15 protein-coding genes are annotated in these 15,192 nt (G+C 68.1%); 8 read left to right on the top strand and 7 right to left on the bottom strand.

The features are described from left to right. Nucleotides 1-16: 16 nt before the first annotated feature. The 4 genes from WA670_RS07070 to WA670_RS07085 form a co-directional block, all read right to left on the bottom strand. Entirely contained in the window at nucleotides 17-1,081 is a 1,065-nt protein-coding gene (locus WA670_RS07070; RefSeq protein WP_336157159.1) for a 2-oxoacid:ferredoxin oxidoreductase subunit beta, read from the bottom strand. Continuing rightward, nucleotides 1,078-3,006 carry a 2-oxoacid:acceptor oxidoreductase subunit alpha gene (locus WA670_RS07075; RefSeq protein WP_134663697.1) on the bottom strand — a complete coding sequence of 643 codons (1,929 nt, stop codon included), beginning with the start codon at nucleotides 3,004-3,006 and terminating at the stop codon, nucleotides 1,078-1,080. Before WA670_RS07075 ends, WA670_RS07070 begins: the two co-directional genes overlap by 4 nt. 286 nt (nucleotides 3,007-3,292) lie before the next feature. Next, nucleotides 3,293-4,054 (bottom strand): enoyl-CoA hydratase, encoded by a 762-nt coding sequence (locus tag WA670_RS07080; protein WP_043827733.1) that lies wholly within the window; start codon nucleotides 4,052-4,054, stop codon nucleotides 3,293-3,295. A 51-nt stretch (nucleotides 4,055-4,105) separates the two neighbouring features. Beyond that, on the bottom strand, nucleotides 4,106-4,549 hold the full coding sequence (locus WA670_RS07085; RefSeq protein ID WP_037712217.1) for an Lrp/AsnC family transcriptional regulator: 444 nt from the start codon (nucleotides 4,547-4,549) through the stop codon (nucleotides 4,106-4,108). A 74-nt stretch (nucleotides 4,550-4,623) separates the two neighbouring features. Here WA670_RS07085 and ddaH point away from each other — a divergent pair, with 74 nt between their 5' ends. After that, on the top strand, nucleotides 4,624-5,469 hold the full coding sequence (gene ddaH, locus WA670_RS07090) for a dimethylargininase (protein ID WP_107051121.1): 846 nt from the start codon (nucleotides 4,624-4,626) through the stop codon (nucleotides 5,467-5,469). Nucleotides 5,470-5,492: 23 nt separating this feature from the next. On the opposite strand, the gene WA670_RS07095 is transcribed toward ddaH, so the two are convergent. Next, nucleotides 5,493-6,353 carry an alpha/beta fold hydrolase gene (locus WA670_RS07095; protein ID WP_205673385.1) on the bottom strand — a complete coding sequence of 287 codons (861 nt, stop codon included), beginning with the start codon at nucleotides 6,351-6,353 and terminating at the stop codon, nucleotides 5,493-5,495. Nucleotides 6,354-6,449: 96 nt separating this feature from the next. On the opposite strand from WA670_RS07095, the gene WA670_RS07100 reads away from it, so the two are divergent. From WA670_RS07100 to WA670_RS07115, 4 genes are all read left to right on the top strand, one after another. Beyond that, nucleotides 6,450-6,911 carry a CGNR zinc finger domain-containing protein gene (locus tag WA670_RS07100; protein WP_134733059.1) on the top strand — a complete coding sequence of 154 codons (462 nt, stop codon included), beginning with the start codon at nucleotides 6,450-6,452 and terminating at the stop codon, nucleotides 6,909-6,911. Between the two features lie 177 nt (nucleotides 6,912-7,088). Then, nucleotides 7,089-7,721 (top strand): polysaccharide deacetylase family protein, encoded by a 633-nt coding sequence (locus tag WA670_RS07105; RefSeq protein WP_037816349.1) that lies wholly within the window; start codon nucleotides 7,089-7,091, stop codon nucleotides 7,719-7,721. Nucleotides 7,722-7,870: 149 nt separating this feature from the next. Continuing rightward, complete coding sequence (locus tag WA670_RS07110) at nucleotides 7,871-8,557, top strand: glycoside hydrolase family 75 protein (protein WP_238603445.1); 687 nt, start codon at nucleotides 7,871-7,873, stop codon at nucleotides 8,555-8,557. 141 nt (nucleotides 8,558-8,698) lie between these two features. After that, nucleotides 8,699-9,622 carry a glycosyltransferase family 2 protein gene (locus tag WA670_RS07115; RefSeq protein WP_238603444.1) on the top strand — a complete coding sequence of 308 codons (924 nt, stop codon included), beginning with the start codon at nucleotides 8,699-8,701 and terminating at the stop codon, nucleotides 9,620-9,622. Between the two features lie 59 nt (nucleotides 9,623-9,681). Here the strand turns inward: WA670_RS07115 and WA670_RS07120 are convergent, their stop codons facing one another. Further along, nucleotides 9,682-11,001 carry a UDP-glucose dehydrogenase family protein gene (locus tag WA670_RS07120; protein ID WP_238603443.1) on the bottom strand — a complete coding sequence of 440 codons (1,320 nt, stop codon included), beginning with the start codon at nucleotides 10,999-11,001 and terminating at the stop codon, nucleotides 9,682-9,684. A gap of 3 nt (nucleotides 11,002-11,004) precedes the next feature. Next, entirely contained in the window at nucleotides 11,005-12,225 is a 1,221-nt protein-coding gene (locus WA670_RS07125) for a glycosyltransferase family 4 protein (protein WP_240014141.1), read from the bottom strand. A 282-nt stretch (nucleotides 12,226-12,507) separates the two neighbouring features. Between WA670_RS07125 and WA670_RS07130 the strand changes: the two genes are divergently transcribed. The 3 genes from WA670_RS07130 to WA670_RS07140 are packed head-to-tail and all read left to right on the top strand — an operon-like array spanning nucleotide 12,508 to nucleotide 15,190. Beyond that, the gene (locus WA670_RS07130) at nucleotides 12,508-13,758 is read left to right on the top strand and encodes a class I SAM-dependent methyltransferase (RefSeq protein WP_238603441.1); all 1,251 of its coding nucleotides are present in this window, start codon (nucleotides 12,508-12,510) and stop codon (nucleotides 13,756-13,758) included. Next, nucleotides 13,755-14,543, top strand: coding sequence for a glucose-1-phosphate cytidylyltransferase (locus tag WA670_RS07135; protein WP_238603440.1), 789 nt, complete (start codon nucleotides 13,755-13,757; stop codon nucleotides 14,541-14,543). Before WA670_RS07130 ends, WA670_RS07135 begins: the two co-directional genes overlap by 4 nt. Further along, the gene (locus WA670_RS07140) at nucleotides 14,540-15,190 is read left to right on the top strand and encodes a PIG-L deacetylase family protein (RefSeq protein ID WP_238603439.1); all 651 of its coding nucleotides are present in this window, start codon (nucleotides 14,540-14,542) and stop codon (nucleotides 15,188-15,190) included. The genes WA670_RS07135 and WA670_RS07140 overlap by 4 nt, the downstream gene beginning before the upstream one ends. Nucleotides 15,191-15,192: the final 2 nt, after the last annotated feature.

A 15,192-nucleotide genomic window follows, 5' to 3' on the forward strand; every position in this document is an offset into this window, starting at 1 on the left:
CTCTGTCTTATGTGGACTATGCGACGGTCCAGGTGTCCTTGCCTCGCAACAATCCCTGCAGGTCCGGCTTCCGCGCTTCGCGCGCCTGCTCGACCTGGGCCCGTGCGGCGTCGTCGTAGGTGGGGCGTTCGACCTGGCGCAGGATGCCCGTCGGGACGTGGTTCAGGTTCTGGTCGCCGAGGCGGGAAAGCGCGAAGGCGTACGACGTGTCCGCGATCGACGGGTCGTGCACCACCAGGTTTTCCTCGCCGATCTCGGCGACCTTGCCGACGTCCAGGCCGCCCCAGTCGCCGCGGCGGACGCCGAATTCGGCTTCCGGGCCGAAGCGGATCGGTTCGCCCGCGCGCAGCGGGATCAGCCGGGACGCGGCCTCGTCCTTGTCCTTCAGCACATCGAACGCGCCGTCGTTGAAGATCGGGCAGTTCTGGTAGATCTCCACCAGCGCCGAACCGCGGTGTTTCGCCGCCGCTTCAAGGACTTCGGTGAGGCCCTTGCGGTCGGAGTCCATCGCGCGGCCCACGAACGACGCTTCCGCGCCGATCGCCAGCGACAGCGGGTTGAACGGCGTGTCCAGCGAACCCATCGGGGTCGACTTGGTGACCATGCCCTGGCCGGACGTCGGCGAGTACTGGCCCTTGGTCAGCCCGTAGATCCGGTTGTTGAACAGCAGGATCTTGATGTTCACGTTGCGCCGCAACGCGTGGATCAGGTGGTTGCCGCCGATGGACAGCGCGTCGCCGTCGCCGGTGACGACCCACGCCGACAGGTCGGGACGCGTGGTGGCGAGCCCGGTCGCGATCGACGGCGCGCGGCCGTGGATCGAGTGCATGCCGTAGGTGTTGAGGTAGTACGGGAACCGCGACGAGCAGCCGATGCCGGAGATGAAGACGATGTTCTCGCGCTTCAGCCCGAGCGTCGGCAGGAACGACTGCACGGCGTTGAGCACCACGTAGTCGCCGCACCCGGGGCACCAGCGCACTTCCTGGTCGGACTTGTAGTCCTTGGCCTTCTGCGGTTCGTCGGTGGTCGGCACCAGGTCGATGCCGCCCAACTGCGGCAGCCCGAGATCGATGGCGGTCACTTGACGCCCTCCGGAACGAGGTTGGCGATGATGTCGGCGAACACGTTCTGCAGTTCCTCGGCCTTGAACGGCAGGCCGGCGACCTTGGTGTAGGAGTGCACGTCCACCAGGTACTTCGCCCGCAGCAGCAGCGCGAGCTGGCCGAGGTTCATCTCCGGGACGACGACCCGGTCGTAGCGGGCCAGCACCTCGCCGAGGTTGTGCGGCAACGGGTTGAGGTGGCGCAGGTGCGCCTGCGCGATCGGCATCCCGAGCTTGCGCACCCGGCGGCAGGCCGCGCCGATCGGGCCGTAGGACGAACCCCAGCCCAGCGCCAGCACGCGCGCCTCGCCGGACGGGTCGTCGACCTCGAGGTCCGGCACGTCGATGCCGTCGACCTTCGCCTGGCGCAGCCGCACCATCTTGTCGTGGTTGTCCGGGTCGTAGGAGATGTGCCCGGTGCCGTCGGCCTTCTCCAGCCCGCCGATGCGGTGCTGCAGCCCGGGAGTGCCCGGGATCGCCCACGCCCGCGCGAGCGTCTCCGGATCGCGCACGTACGGCCAGAACTCGCCGGATCCGTTGTCGGAGTTGGGTTCTGACGCGAATTCCACGCGCAGATCCGGCAGGTCCTCGACATTCGGGACCAGCCACGGTTCGGACCCGTTGGCGATCGCGCCGTCGGACAGCAGCAGCACCGGCGTGCGGTACTTCAGCGCGATCCGGGTGGCCTCGATCGCCGCGTCGAAACAGTCGGCGGGCGAGAGCGGCGCGACGATCGGCACCGGCGATTCGCCGTTGCGGCCGAACATCGCCTGCAGCAGGTCGGCCTGCTCGGTCTTGGTCGGCAGGCCGGTGGACGGCCCGCCGCGCTGCACGTCGATGATCACCAGCGGCAGTTCGGTCATCACGCCGAGGCCGATGGTCTCCGACTTGAGCGCGACGCCGGGGCCGGACGTGGACGTGATGCCCAGCGCCCCGCCGTAGGACGCGCCGAGCGCGGCCCCGATGCCCGCGATCTCGTCCTCGGCCTGGAAGGTGATGATGCCGTAGTTCTTGTGCTTGGACAGTTCGTGCAGCACGTCCGAGGCCGGCGTGATCGGGTACGTGCCGAGCAGGATCTGCAGCCCGGACTGCTGTCCGGCGGCCACGATCCCGTACGCCAGCGCGGTGTTCCCGGTGATCTGCCGATAGGTGCCCTTGTTCAGCTTCGCGGGCGCGACCTCGAAGGTGGTCGCGAACGATTCGGTGGTCTCGCCGTAGTTCCAGCCCGCCCGGAAGGCGAGGATGTTCGCCTCGGCGATGTCCGGCTTCTTCGCGAACTTCTCGCGCAGGAACCGCTCGGTGCCCTCGGTCGGCCGGTGGTACATCCACGACAACAGGCCGAGCGCGAACATGTTCTTGCAGCGTTCGGCGTCCTTCTTGCCGAGGCCGGTGTCGGCGAGCGCGCCCTGGGTCAGCGTCGACATAGCGACCCGGTGCACCTGGAACGGCGACAGCGAATCGTCGTCGAGCGGGTCGGTCTCGTAGCCGACCTTCACCAGGTTCCGCTTGGAGAACTCGTCGGTGTTGAGGATGATCGTCCCGCCGTGCGGGACGTCGCGCACGTTCGCCTTGAGCGCGGCGGGGTTCATCGCGACGAGCACGTCCGGCCGGTCGCCCGGCGTGAGGATGTCGTAGTCGGCGAAATGCACCTGGAAGGACGAGACGCCGGGGATGGTGCCCTGCGGCGCCCGGATCTCGGCGGGGAAGTTGGGCATGGTCGACAGGTCGTTCCCGAAGGCAGCCGCCTCCGAGGTGAACCGGTCGCCGGTCAGCTGCATCCCGTCGCCCGAGTCGCCGGCAAACCGGATGACCACCCGGTCCAGCTTGTTCACCTCGGTGGTCCGGGACGCGGCCAGCGCGCCGTGCCCGTTCCCGGCCGCGCTGCCGTTCGCACTGGTGCTCATGGGTCAGGGAATCCCTCTCTCCCGGCGTGCTGCGGGCCAGGGTCGGCTCCCCGGGGAGCCCGCCGAGGCCTGCTTCCGAGGTTACTCGCCACACCTGTGGCCGCGGTCGCAGAGCGGTCAAGTGTGGGGTCGCCAGGCCGAGTGCCCACCGGGGTGTCTTCGATCGTAGGGCGAATCGGCCCGGCGTCCGGAGTGACGCGCGTCTCTCGCCGCCGGTACGGCACTGACCAGCAGTTTGCTCCAGGTTGAGGGTTCTCGGAATGTGAGAATTTGTGCGCGGCGGTGCTCAGCGGCCGCTGATGCGCGCTTTCATCGCCGCCAATCGCTCCGCGAATGCCGGTGCGGCCAGCGATTCCAGCTGCGGAGCGAGTTCGGCGTCGACCGCGGCGGCGTGTTCGGTCAGGCCGCTCGTCTGCCGCATAGTCCGCTTGGTGGACAGCACCACCTCGCGCGGAGCGGCGACCGCCGGGGCGGCGAGGTCGCGGGCGGCCTGGACCAATGCGTCGTGGTCGCCGTCCACCAAGCGCAGGGCGAACCCCACCCTTACCGCGGATTCCGCGGTAAGGGTTTCGCCGAACAACGCCATCGCGGACGCCTGCTGCGGACCGAGGATTCGTTGCGACATCCAGGTCATGCCGCCGCCGGGGTGCAAGCCGAGTTCGAGAAACCGTGGGATGAACTTGGCGTGCGGACCCACGAGCCGGACGTCGGCGGCCAGTGCGAGGTTCAGACCAGCGCCGACGGCGGCCCCGCCGACCGCGGCGATCGTCGGCAGGCTGCATCCCGCGACAGCGAGGAAGCCCGCGTACACCGAACGCAATCCTTCGGCGTCTGCCTTGCCCAGCGCGGTGAGGTCCGCGCCCGCGCAGAACGCCGGCGGGGCGCCCGTGACGATCACGGCGTGCACACTCTCGTCGGCCTCGGCGCGCGCGACCGCGGCGGCCAGTTCGGCGGAGAGGTCGAGGGTGAGCGCGTTGCGGCTTTTCGGGGCGTCGACGGTGAGCAGCGCGATGCCCTGGTCGTGCTCGCTGTGAATGCGGTCGGTCATGGCGCTCAGCATCGCAGGGTCGTGGGTGCCGCTGCCGGTTAGAACCGTCATTCAGGACGGCGTCGGCGGCCGCTCCAACAGCCGGGACAGCACGACTGTCGACACTGTCCGGTCGATGATTTCCAACCCGCGCAGCCGTTCCAACGCGGTCTCGAGGTGGTGGATGTCGGCGGCGCGCAGGTGGACGATCGCGTCCGCCGCGCCGGACACCGTGTACGCGGCGACGACCTCGGTCAACGGTTCGAGCCGGGCCCGGATCCGGCCGGGCGTGACGTTGCCCTGGCAGTGCACCTCGACGAACGCCTCGGTGCCCCAGCCGAGCGCCTCCGGGTCGACGACCGCGGTGAAGCCGCGCAGCACGCCCGTTTCCAACAGCCGGTCCACGCGTCGTTTCACCGCCGGGGCGGACAGCCCGACCACCTTGCCGATCTCCGCGTAGCTGGAGCGGGCGTTGGCCACCAGGCAGGAAACGATTCGCTGGTCGATGGTGTTCACACGCAATGTTTAGCACGCAGGTGCGCAGTGAACAGCGATTGATTGCGAGATTAGGTCGACCTTAGCCTTGTTGCATGCAGGGAGAGGTTGTGCCGCCGCGGGTGCCCACGCCCCGCCGTTACCTGATGTGCCCGCCGCGTTATTTCGCCGTCGACTACGCGATCAACCCCTGGATGGACCCCTCGAAGCCGGTCAGCGCGGACGTCGCCGTCGCGCAGTGGACCGAGCTGCGCGACACCTACCGCCGCCTCGGCCACACGGTCGAGGAAATCGACCCGCAACCTGGCCTTCCGGACATGGTGTTCGCGGCCAACTCGGGCACCGTCGTGGACGGGCGCGTGCTCGGCTCGCGGTTCCGCGCCCCGCAGCGCGCCGCCGAGGCGGAGCACTTCCGCCGCTGGTTCCTCGAACACGGCTACCGCGACCTGACCATGCCGGAGAAGATCAACGAGGCCGAGGGCGATTTCGCCTGGACCGGCCGGGTGCTGCTGGCCGGCACCGGCTTCCGCACCGACCCGGCCGCGCACGCCGAGGCGCAGGAGGTCCTCGGCGTCCCGGTCGTGTCGCTGCAGCTGATCGACCCGCGCTACTACCACCTCGACACCGCGCTGTTCGTGCTGGCCGAGGCGACGGACACGACGACCGCGCAGGTCGTCTACTACCCGGACGCGTTCTCGCCGGGCTCGCAGCGGGTGCTGCGCCGGATGTTCCCGGACGCAGTGCTTGCCACCGCAGCCGACGCCGAATGCTTCGGGCTGAACGGGGTGTCCGACGGGCGCAACGTCGTGTTGCCGGTCGAGGCGACCGACCTTGGCGCGCGGCTCGCTGAGCGGGGTTACGAGCCGGTGTATGTGGACATTTCGGAGCTGCGGAAGGCTGGCGGCGGGCCGAAGTGCTGCACGCTGGAGATCCGCAAGTAGGACGCCGGTTTCGCCGAGCCCGGTTACCTGAGGACCCGGCCGAGGAAGCCGTGCAGGTAGCCCGCGACGACGTCGAGATGGCTTTCCAGCAGGAAGTGGCCGCCGTCGATCAGATGCACTTCGGCGTCTCGCGCGTCGCGGGCGAAGGCTTCGGCGCCGGCCGGGCCGAAGATCTCGTCGTTGCGGCCCCACACGGCGAGCACCGGGACGTCGTGCGTGCGCAGGAATTCGTGCAGCAGCGGGTAAAGCGGGCGGTTGTTCTGGTAGTCGCGGAACAGCGCGAGCTGGATTTCGTCGTTGCCGGGGCGGGACACCCGGGCGTGGTCGTGTTCCCAGGTGTCCGGGCTGACCAGGCTCGGGTCGGGGACGCCGTGCAGGTACTGCCAGCGGATGGCGTCGTAGCTCAGCGCGGCGCGGACAGCCGGTTCGGTATCCGGGCCGGGGTTCGCGCCGTAGGCCCAGAGGCCGGTCCAGAACGAGTCGACGAAGCCTTCCTCGTATCCGTTGCCGTTCTGCGTGACGATGGCGGAGATCCGGTCGGGGTGCTTGAGAGCGAGCCGCCAGGCGATCGGGGCACCGTAGTCCTGGACGTACACCGCATAGCGGTCCAGGCCGAGCTGGTCGAGCAGGCCGGACGTGAGGTCGGCGAGTGCGTCGAAGGTGTAGTCGAACTCGTCGGCTGAGGGAGCGGCGGAGTGCCCGAAGCCGAGGTGGTCCGGCGCGATCACGCGGTAGCGGCCGGCCAGCAGCGGGATGAGGTTCCGGAACATGAACGAGCTGGTCGGATACCCGTGCAGCAGGACGATCGCGGGCGCGTCGGCGGGACCGGCCTCGCGGTAAAAGAGCTCGTGGCCGTCGACGGTCGCCGTCCGGTGCTGGATCATGGCTAACCCCTTTGAGGTTTTAATCTGGTTAGGTGCTCGCCATGGAAGCATGGCCGGGCTAACCTGTCAAAGGGTTCAATCTGGTTAGGGGCTGCGATGGACGTGCTCGACCTGCTCAACAGCAGGCCGCTGGTCAACGGCGAGGAACAGGACGCGCTGGGGCAGCAGTGGGCGCGGGAGCACGGCGGAGACGGAAGCGCCGCGGAGCTGGAGCTGCTGCGTCAGGCGCGAGATCTCCTGCGCGACGTCGTGCGCGGGGACAGCTCGCCGACTGTGTTGCGTCCGCTTCTCGACAGGGTGCGGCAGGTTCCGGAGGTCTCCGCGGACGGGCTGCAGTGGTCAGTGGAAACGCCGCCGCATGCTCGGCTGGCCGTCGAAGCGATTCTGGATTGGGCGGCGCTCGAAAAGGATCTTCCTGGGCGGCTGCGGGCCTGCGCGAATGACGAGTGCCAGCTGTTCCTGCTCGATCGCAGCCGCGCCAATCGCGCCCGCTGGTGCTCGATGGCGGCCTGCGGCAACCGGGAGAAGGCGCGGCGGCACTATCAACGCAATCATTGAATCTTCACCCAAACGTGTGAAGATGGGGGCTGTCTACAAGTGTGGACATATTCCGATTTTCCTGCGGGAGTGTTTAGTCTGGGCTGGAAATGCACTGTTGACCATGGGATCGGCGTCGGTAACTACTCCGTTTGCTAATCCGATTAATCGGGTACGGTACGACGGACGGGAGGCGCGATGATCACCTTTGCGGTGCACGGCATCGGGAAGCCCCAGCGGGCCCTCGATCCCGGTGAGGACGAGCGGTGGATCACCGTGCAGCAGTTCGACGCGCTGCTGGACGTCGTCTCGGGGACGGGTGCGCAGCTCACCTTCGACGACGGGAACTCGTCGGACGTCGAGATCGCCTTGCCGCGGCTGGTCGAGCGCGGGCTTTACGCCGAGTTCTTCCCGTTGGCCGGCCGGGTCGGCGAGCGCGGGTACGTCGACCGCGCCGGGCTGCGGCAGCTGGTGGACGCGGGGATGCACGTCGGATCGCACGGCTGGGACCGGCTGGACTGGCGGCGGTTCGACGGTTCGTTCGCGGTGCGCCGGGAACTGGACGACGCGCCGAGGTTGCTGGAGCAGTTGAGCGGTACGCCGGTGCGGCGGTTTTCGCTGCCGGAGGGCCGGTTCGACCGTCGGGTGCTGACGCATCTGCGCGACGCCGGAGCGACGCGCGTGTACGCGAATGTCGGCGGAGTGCGCGGGGCGGCACTGGTGCGGTCGCGGACGGAGATCCGCTCGGACCTGAGCCCGCGGTGGGCCGAGGCAGTGAGCCGCCGTCCGCGCCGATTCACCGGCCGCTGGGCGTCGAGGCCCGGTCGGTAACCGGTCCTCCATTCGAGACGAGTCTTCACGGACTGCTCGCTTCGGCGGGAAAAAACACCCTCTTTTGGCGGGTTGTGACCGCATCCGTTCGGCGGCATCCTGAGCGCGCGCCGCCGTAAGGAAAGTTTCCTAATAAACAGGGAGCGTCGATGCGGAAACTCGTCCTGCTCGCGATTCTGGCGATAGCCGCCGCCGTCCTGCCCACCGCGCTCGCCTCCGCGGCGACCCCCGCTCCGGAAGCGGTCCAGGCGGGCCCGACCGCGGATCAGATCCTCGCCAAGGTGGCGTCCTGCAATCAGATCTCCAACGGCAAATACCAAACCGACGAAGACTCCGGCAGCGCGTCCGTCCCGGTCTGCGACGCGGGCAAAGCGGTCTTCTGGAAAGCCGACATGGACATCGACTGCGACGGCCAGCGCACCACCGAGTGCAACGAGAACACCGACTGCTGCTTCCTGCCCGACACCGCTTTCCCGCAATCCGACGGGAAACCGCTCAACGCCGCCAAGCTGCCGTACATCGTCGTCCCCAGTTCGAGCAGCATCTGGAACTACGAAAACTCCGGCCTCAACGGAGGCGGTTCCTGCGCGGTGATCTACAAAGGCAAGGTCGAATACGCGGTCATCGGGGACACCGGGCCGAACAAGATCATCGGCGAAGCGTCGTACGCGACGGCCAAGGACCTCGGCATCAACCCGGACCCGAAGAACGGCGGCGTCGACTCCGGCGTGACGTACGTGTGCTTCAAGGACTCGGCGGTGAACCCGATCGAGGACCACGCCGCGGCGACGAGCACGGGCGAAAAGCTGGCGTCGGAGTTCGTGGGCGGAAACTGAGTTTTTCAGAGAACTGAGGAGAATGCTCGGCGCGAGAGCTGCCGCGAACTCTGCCAAGCAGTGCTGATGGCGGCCTGATATACGTTGGTGCCCAACGAAGTTCGCCGTAACAAGGGCATGCTCCGGACCGACCTTTCGGATGTGAGCGAGCAGCAGTTCCGAGTGTCGGTCGTGGTCGTGACCTACAAAAGCGCCGAAGTGCTGCCCGGATGCCTCGCTTCGCTTCCCGCTGCGTGCCACGGCACAGAACTCGTCGAGGTGGTCGTGGCCGACACCATGTCCAGCGACGACACCCCGGAGATCGCGAGCCGCGGCTGGGACTTTCCCGTTCGGCTGGTGAGCACCGGGCACGGCGGCGGTCGCGCCGCGGCCCTCAACGTGGCGATCAAAGAAGTCCAGAACGTCGACGTGGACGCGGTCTTCGTCCTGAATCCGGACGCACGCCCCCGTGCGGGCTCACTGGCCGTGCTCGGAAAGGCGCTCGATTACCCGCGCAGAGGCATCGTCTATCCACGGCTGCTCAACGTGGACGGTTCGCTCCAGCCTTCGATCCGCCGCGATCCCACGGTGCGCCGCGCGCTGGCCGAAGCGATCGTGGGAAGCGCGTGCGCGGGCCGATGGGGAACGATGGGCGAGCTGATCACTGATCCAGTGCAATACGAGTACCCCCGTCCGGTCGCCTGGGGCACCGGAGCGGCGATGCTGATCAGCGCTGAGGCGTTGCACGATATCGGCCCGTGGGACGAATCGTTCCTGCTTTACGGCGAAGAGGCGGAGTTCTGCTTGCGGGCAAAGGATTTCGGCTGGCAGCCGTGGTACGAGCCGACCGCGGTGGTCGATCACCTCGGCGGCGAGTCCCGTGCCAACCCGGAGTTGCGGGCGCTGCTCACCGTCAACCGGGTCGAGCTTTTTCGCCGGCGCAGCGGGAGCCTGGCGTCGGCGGCCTACTTCGCCGCGGTGGCGTTCGGCGAGTTCTTCCGTTCGCTCGGCGGACGACGCACCGCGAGAGCCGCGCTCGGGGCGTTGATGCGCCCTTCGCGCCGGCTGACCGCGCTTCCGGACTGAACGGCGTTGGTCCGCACCCGGCGCACGGCCGGCGGTTCTCGCGGGCTCAGCGCCGGTATTCACCGCCTCCCGAGGCCGTACCACCGAAATCCGGCGCGGGCGAGCACGTCCGGGTCGATCAAATTGCGGGTGTCCACGACGACCGGACACCGCGTCAGCTCGGCCAGGCGCGGCCAATCGAGCGTACGGAACTGCGGCCATTCGGTGAGCACGACGAGCGCGTCGACGTCCTTGGCGGCCAGCTCCGGATCCTCGACCACGTTGATCGACGCCAGTGCCGGATGCGTGGTGCCGGCCGGCACCGCCGGGTCGTACGCGACGAGATCGGCACCGTCCTGGCGGAGCATCGCGGCGACCGCGATCGCGGGCGAATCACGCAGGTCGTCAGTGTTGGCCTTGAACGTGAGGCCGAGGAGGCCGACGCGCGCATGCGAGAGCGTGCCGGAACGCCGCCCGGTGACCGATTGCCGCACTTTGTCCACGATGCGCTGCCGCTGCCGTTCGTTCGTGTCGATTGCCGCGCGCAGCAGGCGGAACTCAAAGTCGGCGGAGTCCGCGATCTGCAACATCGCCCTGGTGTCCTTCGGCAGGCACGAGCCGCCCCAACCCGGGCCGGGCCTGAGGAACGACTGGCCGATCCGGCGGTCGTAGCCCATGCCCTCGGTGACGTCGCCGATGTCCGCACCCAGTCGCTCGCACAGTTCGGCCATCGCATTGACATACGACAACTTCATGGCGAGGAAACAGTTCGCCGAATACTTCACCAGCTCTGCGCTTGCCGCGTCGGTGAGGACCGTCGGCGCGCCGAGCCGCGAATACAGGGCGGCGACGCGTTCCGCCGCGTCCTGCGACCGGCTGCCGACGACGATCCGGTCCGGCTTCAGGAAGTCCTCGACCGCCGACCCCTCGCGCAAGAACTCGGGGTTGCTGACCACGGCGACGTCGTCGCGGCCCAGCAGCTCCTGCGTGCGGTCTGCGGTCCCGACGGGCACAGTCGACTTGTTGACCACGACCGAATCCGGTGCCAGTACTTCGGTGATCTCGCGCAGCACCGCTTCCACCGAGCCCAGGTCCGCGACGCCGCCCACGCCCATCGGGGTCGGCACGCACAGGAACACGATTTCGGCGGCGGTACCCGATTCCGGCGCGACGGCGGCTCGGGCGCCGAGGACGAAGCTCAACCTGCCTGCGGCGAGTCCCTCGGCCACCAGTTCGGCAAGCCGGGGCTCCAGGATGTCGACTTCGCCGCGGGACAACCGCGCGATCTTGTCCTGGTCGACATCGGCGCAGACCACGCGGTGGCCGAGAGAGGCGAGGCAGACGCCTGTGGTCAGGCCGACATAGCCGGTGCCGACTACAGCGATGCTCCGGACGAACATGGGTCAGATCCCCTCGGTGGCGTTGTCGCGGCGCAGCAGCCGGTCGTAGACGGAGACGTAGGTTCGTGCCTGCGGGGCCCAGTCGAGTTCGCGTTCGGCGCGCAACCTGCCCCGCTTGCCCAGCTCCTCCCGGCGATCCGGGTCGTCGAGCAGGGAGACGAGCTGTTCTGTGAAACCGGCCGCGTCGCCGGGTTCGACGTACACCGCGCAGTCGCCGGCGGAGATAGCGTTCTCGGCGAGCCGGTAGGCGACCACCGGCAGTCCGTAGGCCAGATACTCCATCGTTTTGTTCATCGTGGAGACGTCGTTGAGCGGGTTCAGCGGATCCGGCGAGAGCCCGGCCGAGGCGGTCGAAAAGTACTCGGAGATCTGAGCGGGCCCGACCCGTCCCGGCAGATCGACGTAGTCGTCGAGACCGAGTTCGGAGCACTGGCGGCGCAGGTCCTCGAGACAGTCGCCGAAGCCGAGGACGGCGAACTGCACGTCGTCGCGGCCGTGTTCGAACACCGTCCGCCGGGCGATGTCCAGCACCACGTCGACGCCGTCCTGCGGGCCCATGATGCCCAGCCACACGGCGAGGTGCCGGCGGCCGCGGCGAAGCTCCGGCACTGGCCTGCCGGCCCGCATTACCGAGGTGTCCGGCCCGGACCGCACGATGCTCGTGTTCTCTTCCGGCACGCCGCCGCGGTCGGCCGCGATCCGCTGATAGGAGGCGTTGGTGGAAATGACGTGGTCGGCGGTGCGGAAGGTCATCCGCTCCAACCAGTACAGACCGGCGAGCTGCGCGCGGGCGGCGCGGCCGGACGGTTCGCCGAAGCGCGACCGGAAGACCTCCGGATTGAGGTCGTGGTGGTCGAACACGAACCGGACGCCCCGGCGCCGCCACAACCGCGCGAGTGCCCAATAGGTGTCCGGCGGATTGCAAGCTTGGAGCGCGGAGAACGGCTTGCGCCGCCATGCTTTCCGGCTCAACCACGCGGTGCGCAGCCACGAGTAGCCGAACTCGAGCGCGTAGCCGAACACCCCGCCCGCCTCCGGGGCGGGCGCGTACTTGTACAGGTGCACGCCTTCGAAGACCTCGTAGCCTGGATCTCCGTCGCCCTTCGGGCAGATAACCGAAACCTCGTAGCCCGCCTCGGTGAGCGCACGGCATTCGAGCCAGACCCGTCGATCGAGGGGCACCGGGAGATTCTGGACTATGACGAGGATGTGCGGACGCGTCATGGCGGCCTCTCCTGCAGACGGTCGACGTTCATAGTTCGCTGCGCCGCTCGGCTCTGTTACGGTGCCGGCGAAAGTGACCGTGTTGCAATGATCGCTTGCGCTGCAATGGTTTCCGGCCGCGTCGCGGTGTGTCGAAAACGCACCGCACGGCGTGGCCGTGGCCATTTTTCGGGTGGCTAGGCATTCCGGACCGCTGTAACGCGGCACCCAGTGCGGAGCGAATACCGGGTCGTAAGCGGTACGCGACCCGCGGAGCCGCGGTCACCCCGGAGAGGGCGCCCCATGTTGACCTGCCGACTCTGTGGCTCCACGAGCTTGGCGGACGTGGCCGATCTCGGCGCGACTCCGCCGTGCGAGCGCTTCCTCACTGCTGAGCAACTCGCCGAGCCCGAGATCACCTACCCGCTGCACCTGCGCGTGTGCACCGAATGCTGGCTCGCCCAGCTGCCTCCGTTGATCACGCCGGAGGACACTTTCACCGAGTACGCCTATTTTTCCTCGTACTCCGCGTCGTGGGTCGAGCACGCGGAACGGTTCGTCGCCGACGCGGTCGAGCGGCTCGGGTTGGAAAAAGACGGATTTGTGGTGGAAGTCGCGAGCAACGACGGATATCTCCTTCAACATGTGGTCAAACGGTGGATCCGGTGTCTGGGAATCGAACCGTCGGCAAACGTCGGCCAGGCGGCACGAGACCGGGGCGTGCCCACGCTGACCACTTTTCTCGACGAGGCGACGGCCGCCGAGGTCCGGGAAAGCAACGGCCCGGCGAACCTGGTGGTGGCCAACAACGTCTACGCGCACATTCCGGATCTGATCGGGTTCACGCGTGCGCTGCGGGCCCTCGTCGCGGACGACGGCTGGGTTTCGATCGAGGTGCAGCACCTGTTGACGCTCATCGAGCTCACTCAGTACGACACGATCTACCACGAGCATTTCCAGTACTACACCGTCGCGTCGGCGCAGCGAGCTCTCGCGACCGGCGGGCTCACCCTGGTGGATGTCGAACTGCTGCCGACGCACGGCGGTTCGCTCCGGCTGTGGGCGCGACCGGACGAGGCGGCCGGCGAGCCGAGCGCGCGCGTGCTGGAGGTGCTGGCTCAGGAGAAAACCGCGGGACTGCACGAACTCGCGGGATACACGGAGTTCGGCAGGCAGGTGGCGACCGTGCGCCGGGAGTTGCTCGGGTTCCTGGTCGAAGCCGCCCGCGAAGGCGCGACCGTGGTCGGATACGGAGCGCCGGGCAAGGGCAACACACTGCTGAACCATTGCGGGATCCGGCCGGACTTGCTGGCCTATACCGTCGATCGGAATCCGTACAAGCACGGCCGGTTCACTCCCGGCACGCGCATCCCGGTCCTGGCCCCGGAACGGATGGCGGAGGATCGCCCCGACTACGTGCTGGTGCTGCCGTGGAATCTGCGCGAGGAACTCACCGAGCAACTGTCCTACGTCGGGGAGTGGGGCGGCAAGCTGGTGTTCCCCATTCCTCGGCTGGAAGTCGTCGACCCGGCGCGGAGCGAGGTGGCGAGATGAAGGTAGTCCTGTTCTGCGGCGGGTACGGCACGCGGATGCAGTCCGGTCCGGGCGACGCGCCCAAGCCGATGCAACTCGTCGGGCCGCGGCCGCTGCTGTGGCACGTGATGCGGTATTACGCGTACTTCGGGCACAAGGACTTCGTGCTGTGCCTCGGTTACGGCGCGCACCACATCAAGGATTTCTTCCTGCACTACGAGGAAAGCGCGTCGAACGACTTCGTGCTGCAGGGCGGACGGGTGGACCTGCTCTCCGCCGATATCTCCGACTGGCGGATCACGTTCGTGCAGACCGGGATCAACTCGCCGATCGGCGAACGTCTGCGCCGGGTGCGGCCGTATGTCGAAGCCGAGGAGATGTTCCTCGCGAACTACGCCGACGTGCTCACCGACGCGCCCCTGCCGGACCTCATCGACCGGTTCTCCGCGTCCGACGCGGGCGCTTCGATGATGATCGTCCCGCCGCCGGCGACATTCCACTGCGTGGAGGTATCGGAGGCAGGTTTCGTCTCGGGAATCACGCCGGTGAGCGAGATGCCGCTGTGGGCCAACGGCGGGTATTTCGCGCTGCGACAGGAAGTGTTCGACCACATCCCGGAGAACGGCGACCTGGTCGCCGACGGCTGCGCCGAACTCGCCAAGCGCGGCAGGCTGCTCGCGTATCCGCACCGCGGTTACTGGCGGCCCACGGACACGATCAAGGAGCGGGCGGCGTTGAACGAGGCGTATGCACGGGGAGAAAAGCCTTGGGCGCTTTGGGAAAACGACCGGGTACCGGTCGGATGATCGGCGCCAGGCTGCCCGGGCTGGCGAAGGTCGCCCTGCTCGCCGCGCACTGTGACGATCTCGCGATCGGTGCCGGTGGGACCCTGCTCACCCTGTGCGAAGCACGACCCGGGCTCGAGATCCAGGCGCTCGTGCTGTCGGGCGGCGGGACCGTGCGCGAGGAAGAGGAACGAGCCGCGCTGGCCGCGTTCTGCCCAGGCGCCCGGCTTTCGGTGACGGTACTGAAACTGCGCGACGGCCGGCTCCCCGCGCAGTGGGAAGAGGCCAAGGAAGCAGTGGAGGACCTGCGTTCGAAGATCGATCCGGACCTCGTCATCGGGCCGCAGCCGAGGGACGCGCACCAGGACCACCGGGGGCTGGCGAAGCTGATCCCGACGGCGTTCCGGGGCCAGCCGGCGCTCGGGTACGAGATCGTCAAATGGGATGGCGACCTCGGCCGTCCATCCGCTTACCAGCCGCTCACGCCAGAGATCGCGGAGCGGAAAGTGACGCTGTTGCAGGAGTATTACGCGTCGCAGCGGCACCGGCCCTGGTACGACCGGGAGGCGTTCCTGGGGCTGGCCCGGATCCGCGGCATCGAATGTCAGGCGCGGTACGCGGAGGCCTTCCATACCGGCAAACTCACCCTCGACCTCGCGGGAGGCTGATC

Source organism: Amycolatopsis sp. VC5-11 (genome assembly GCF_037034185.1).
In the GTDB taxonomy this organism is placed as follows: Bacteria; Actinomycetota; Actinomycetes; order Mycobacteriales; family Pseudonocardiaceae; genus Amycolatopsis; species Amycolatopsis nivea.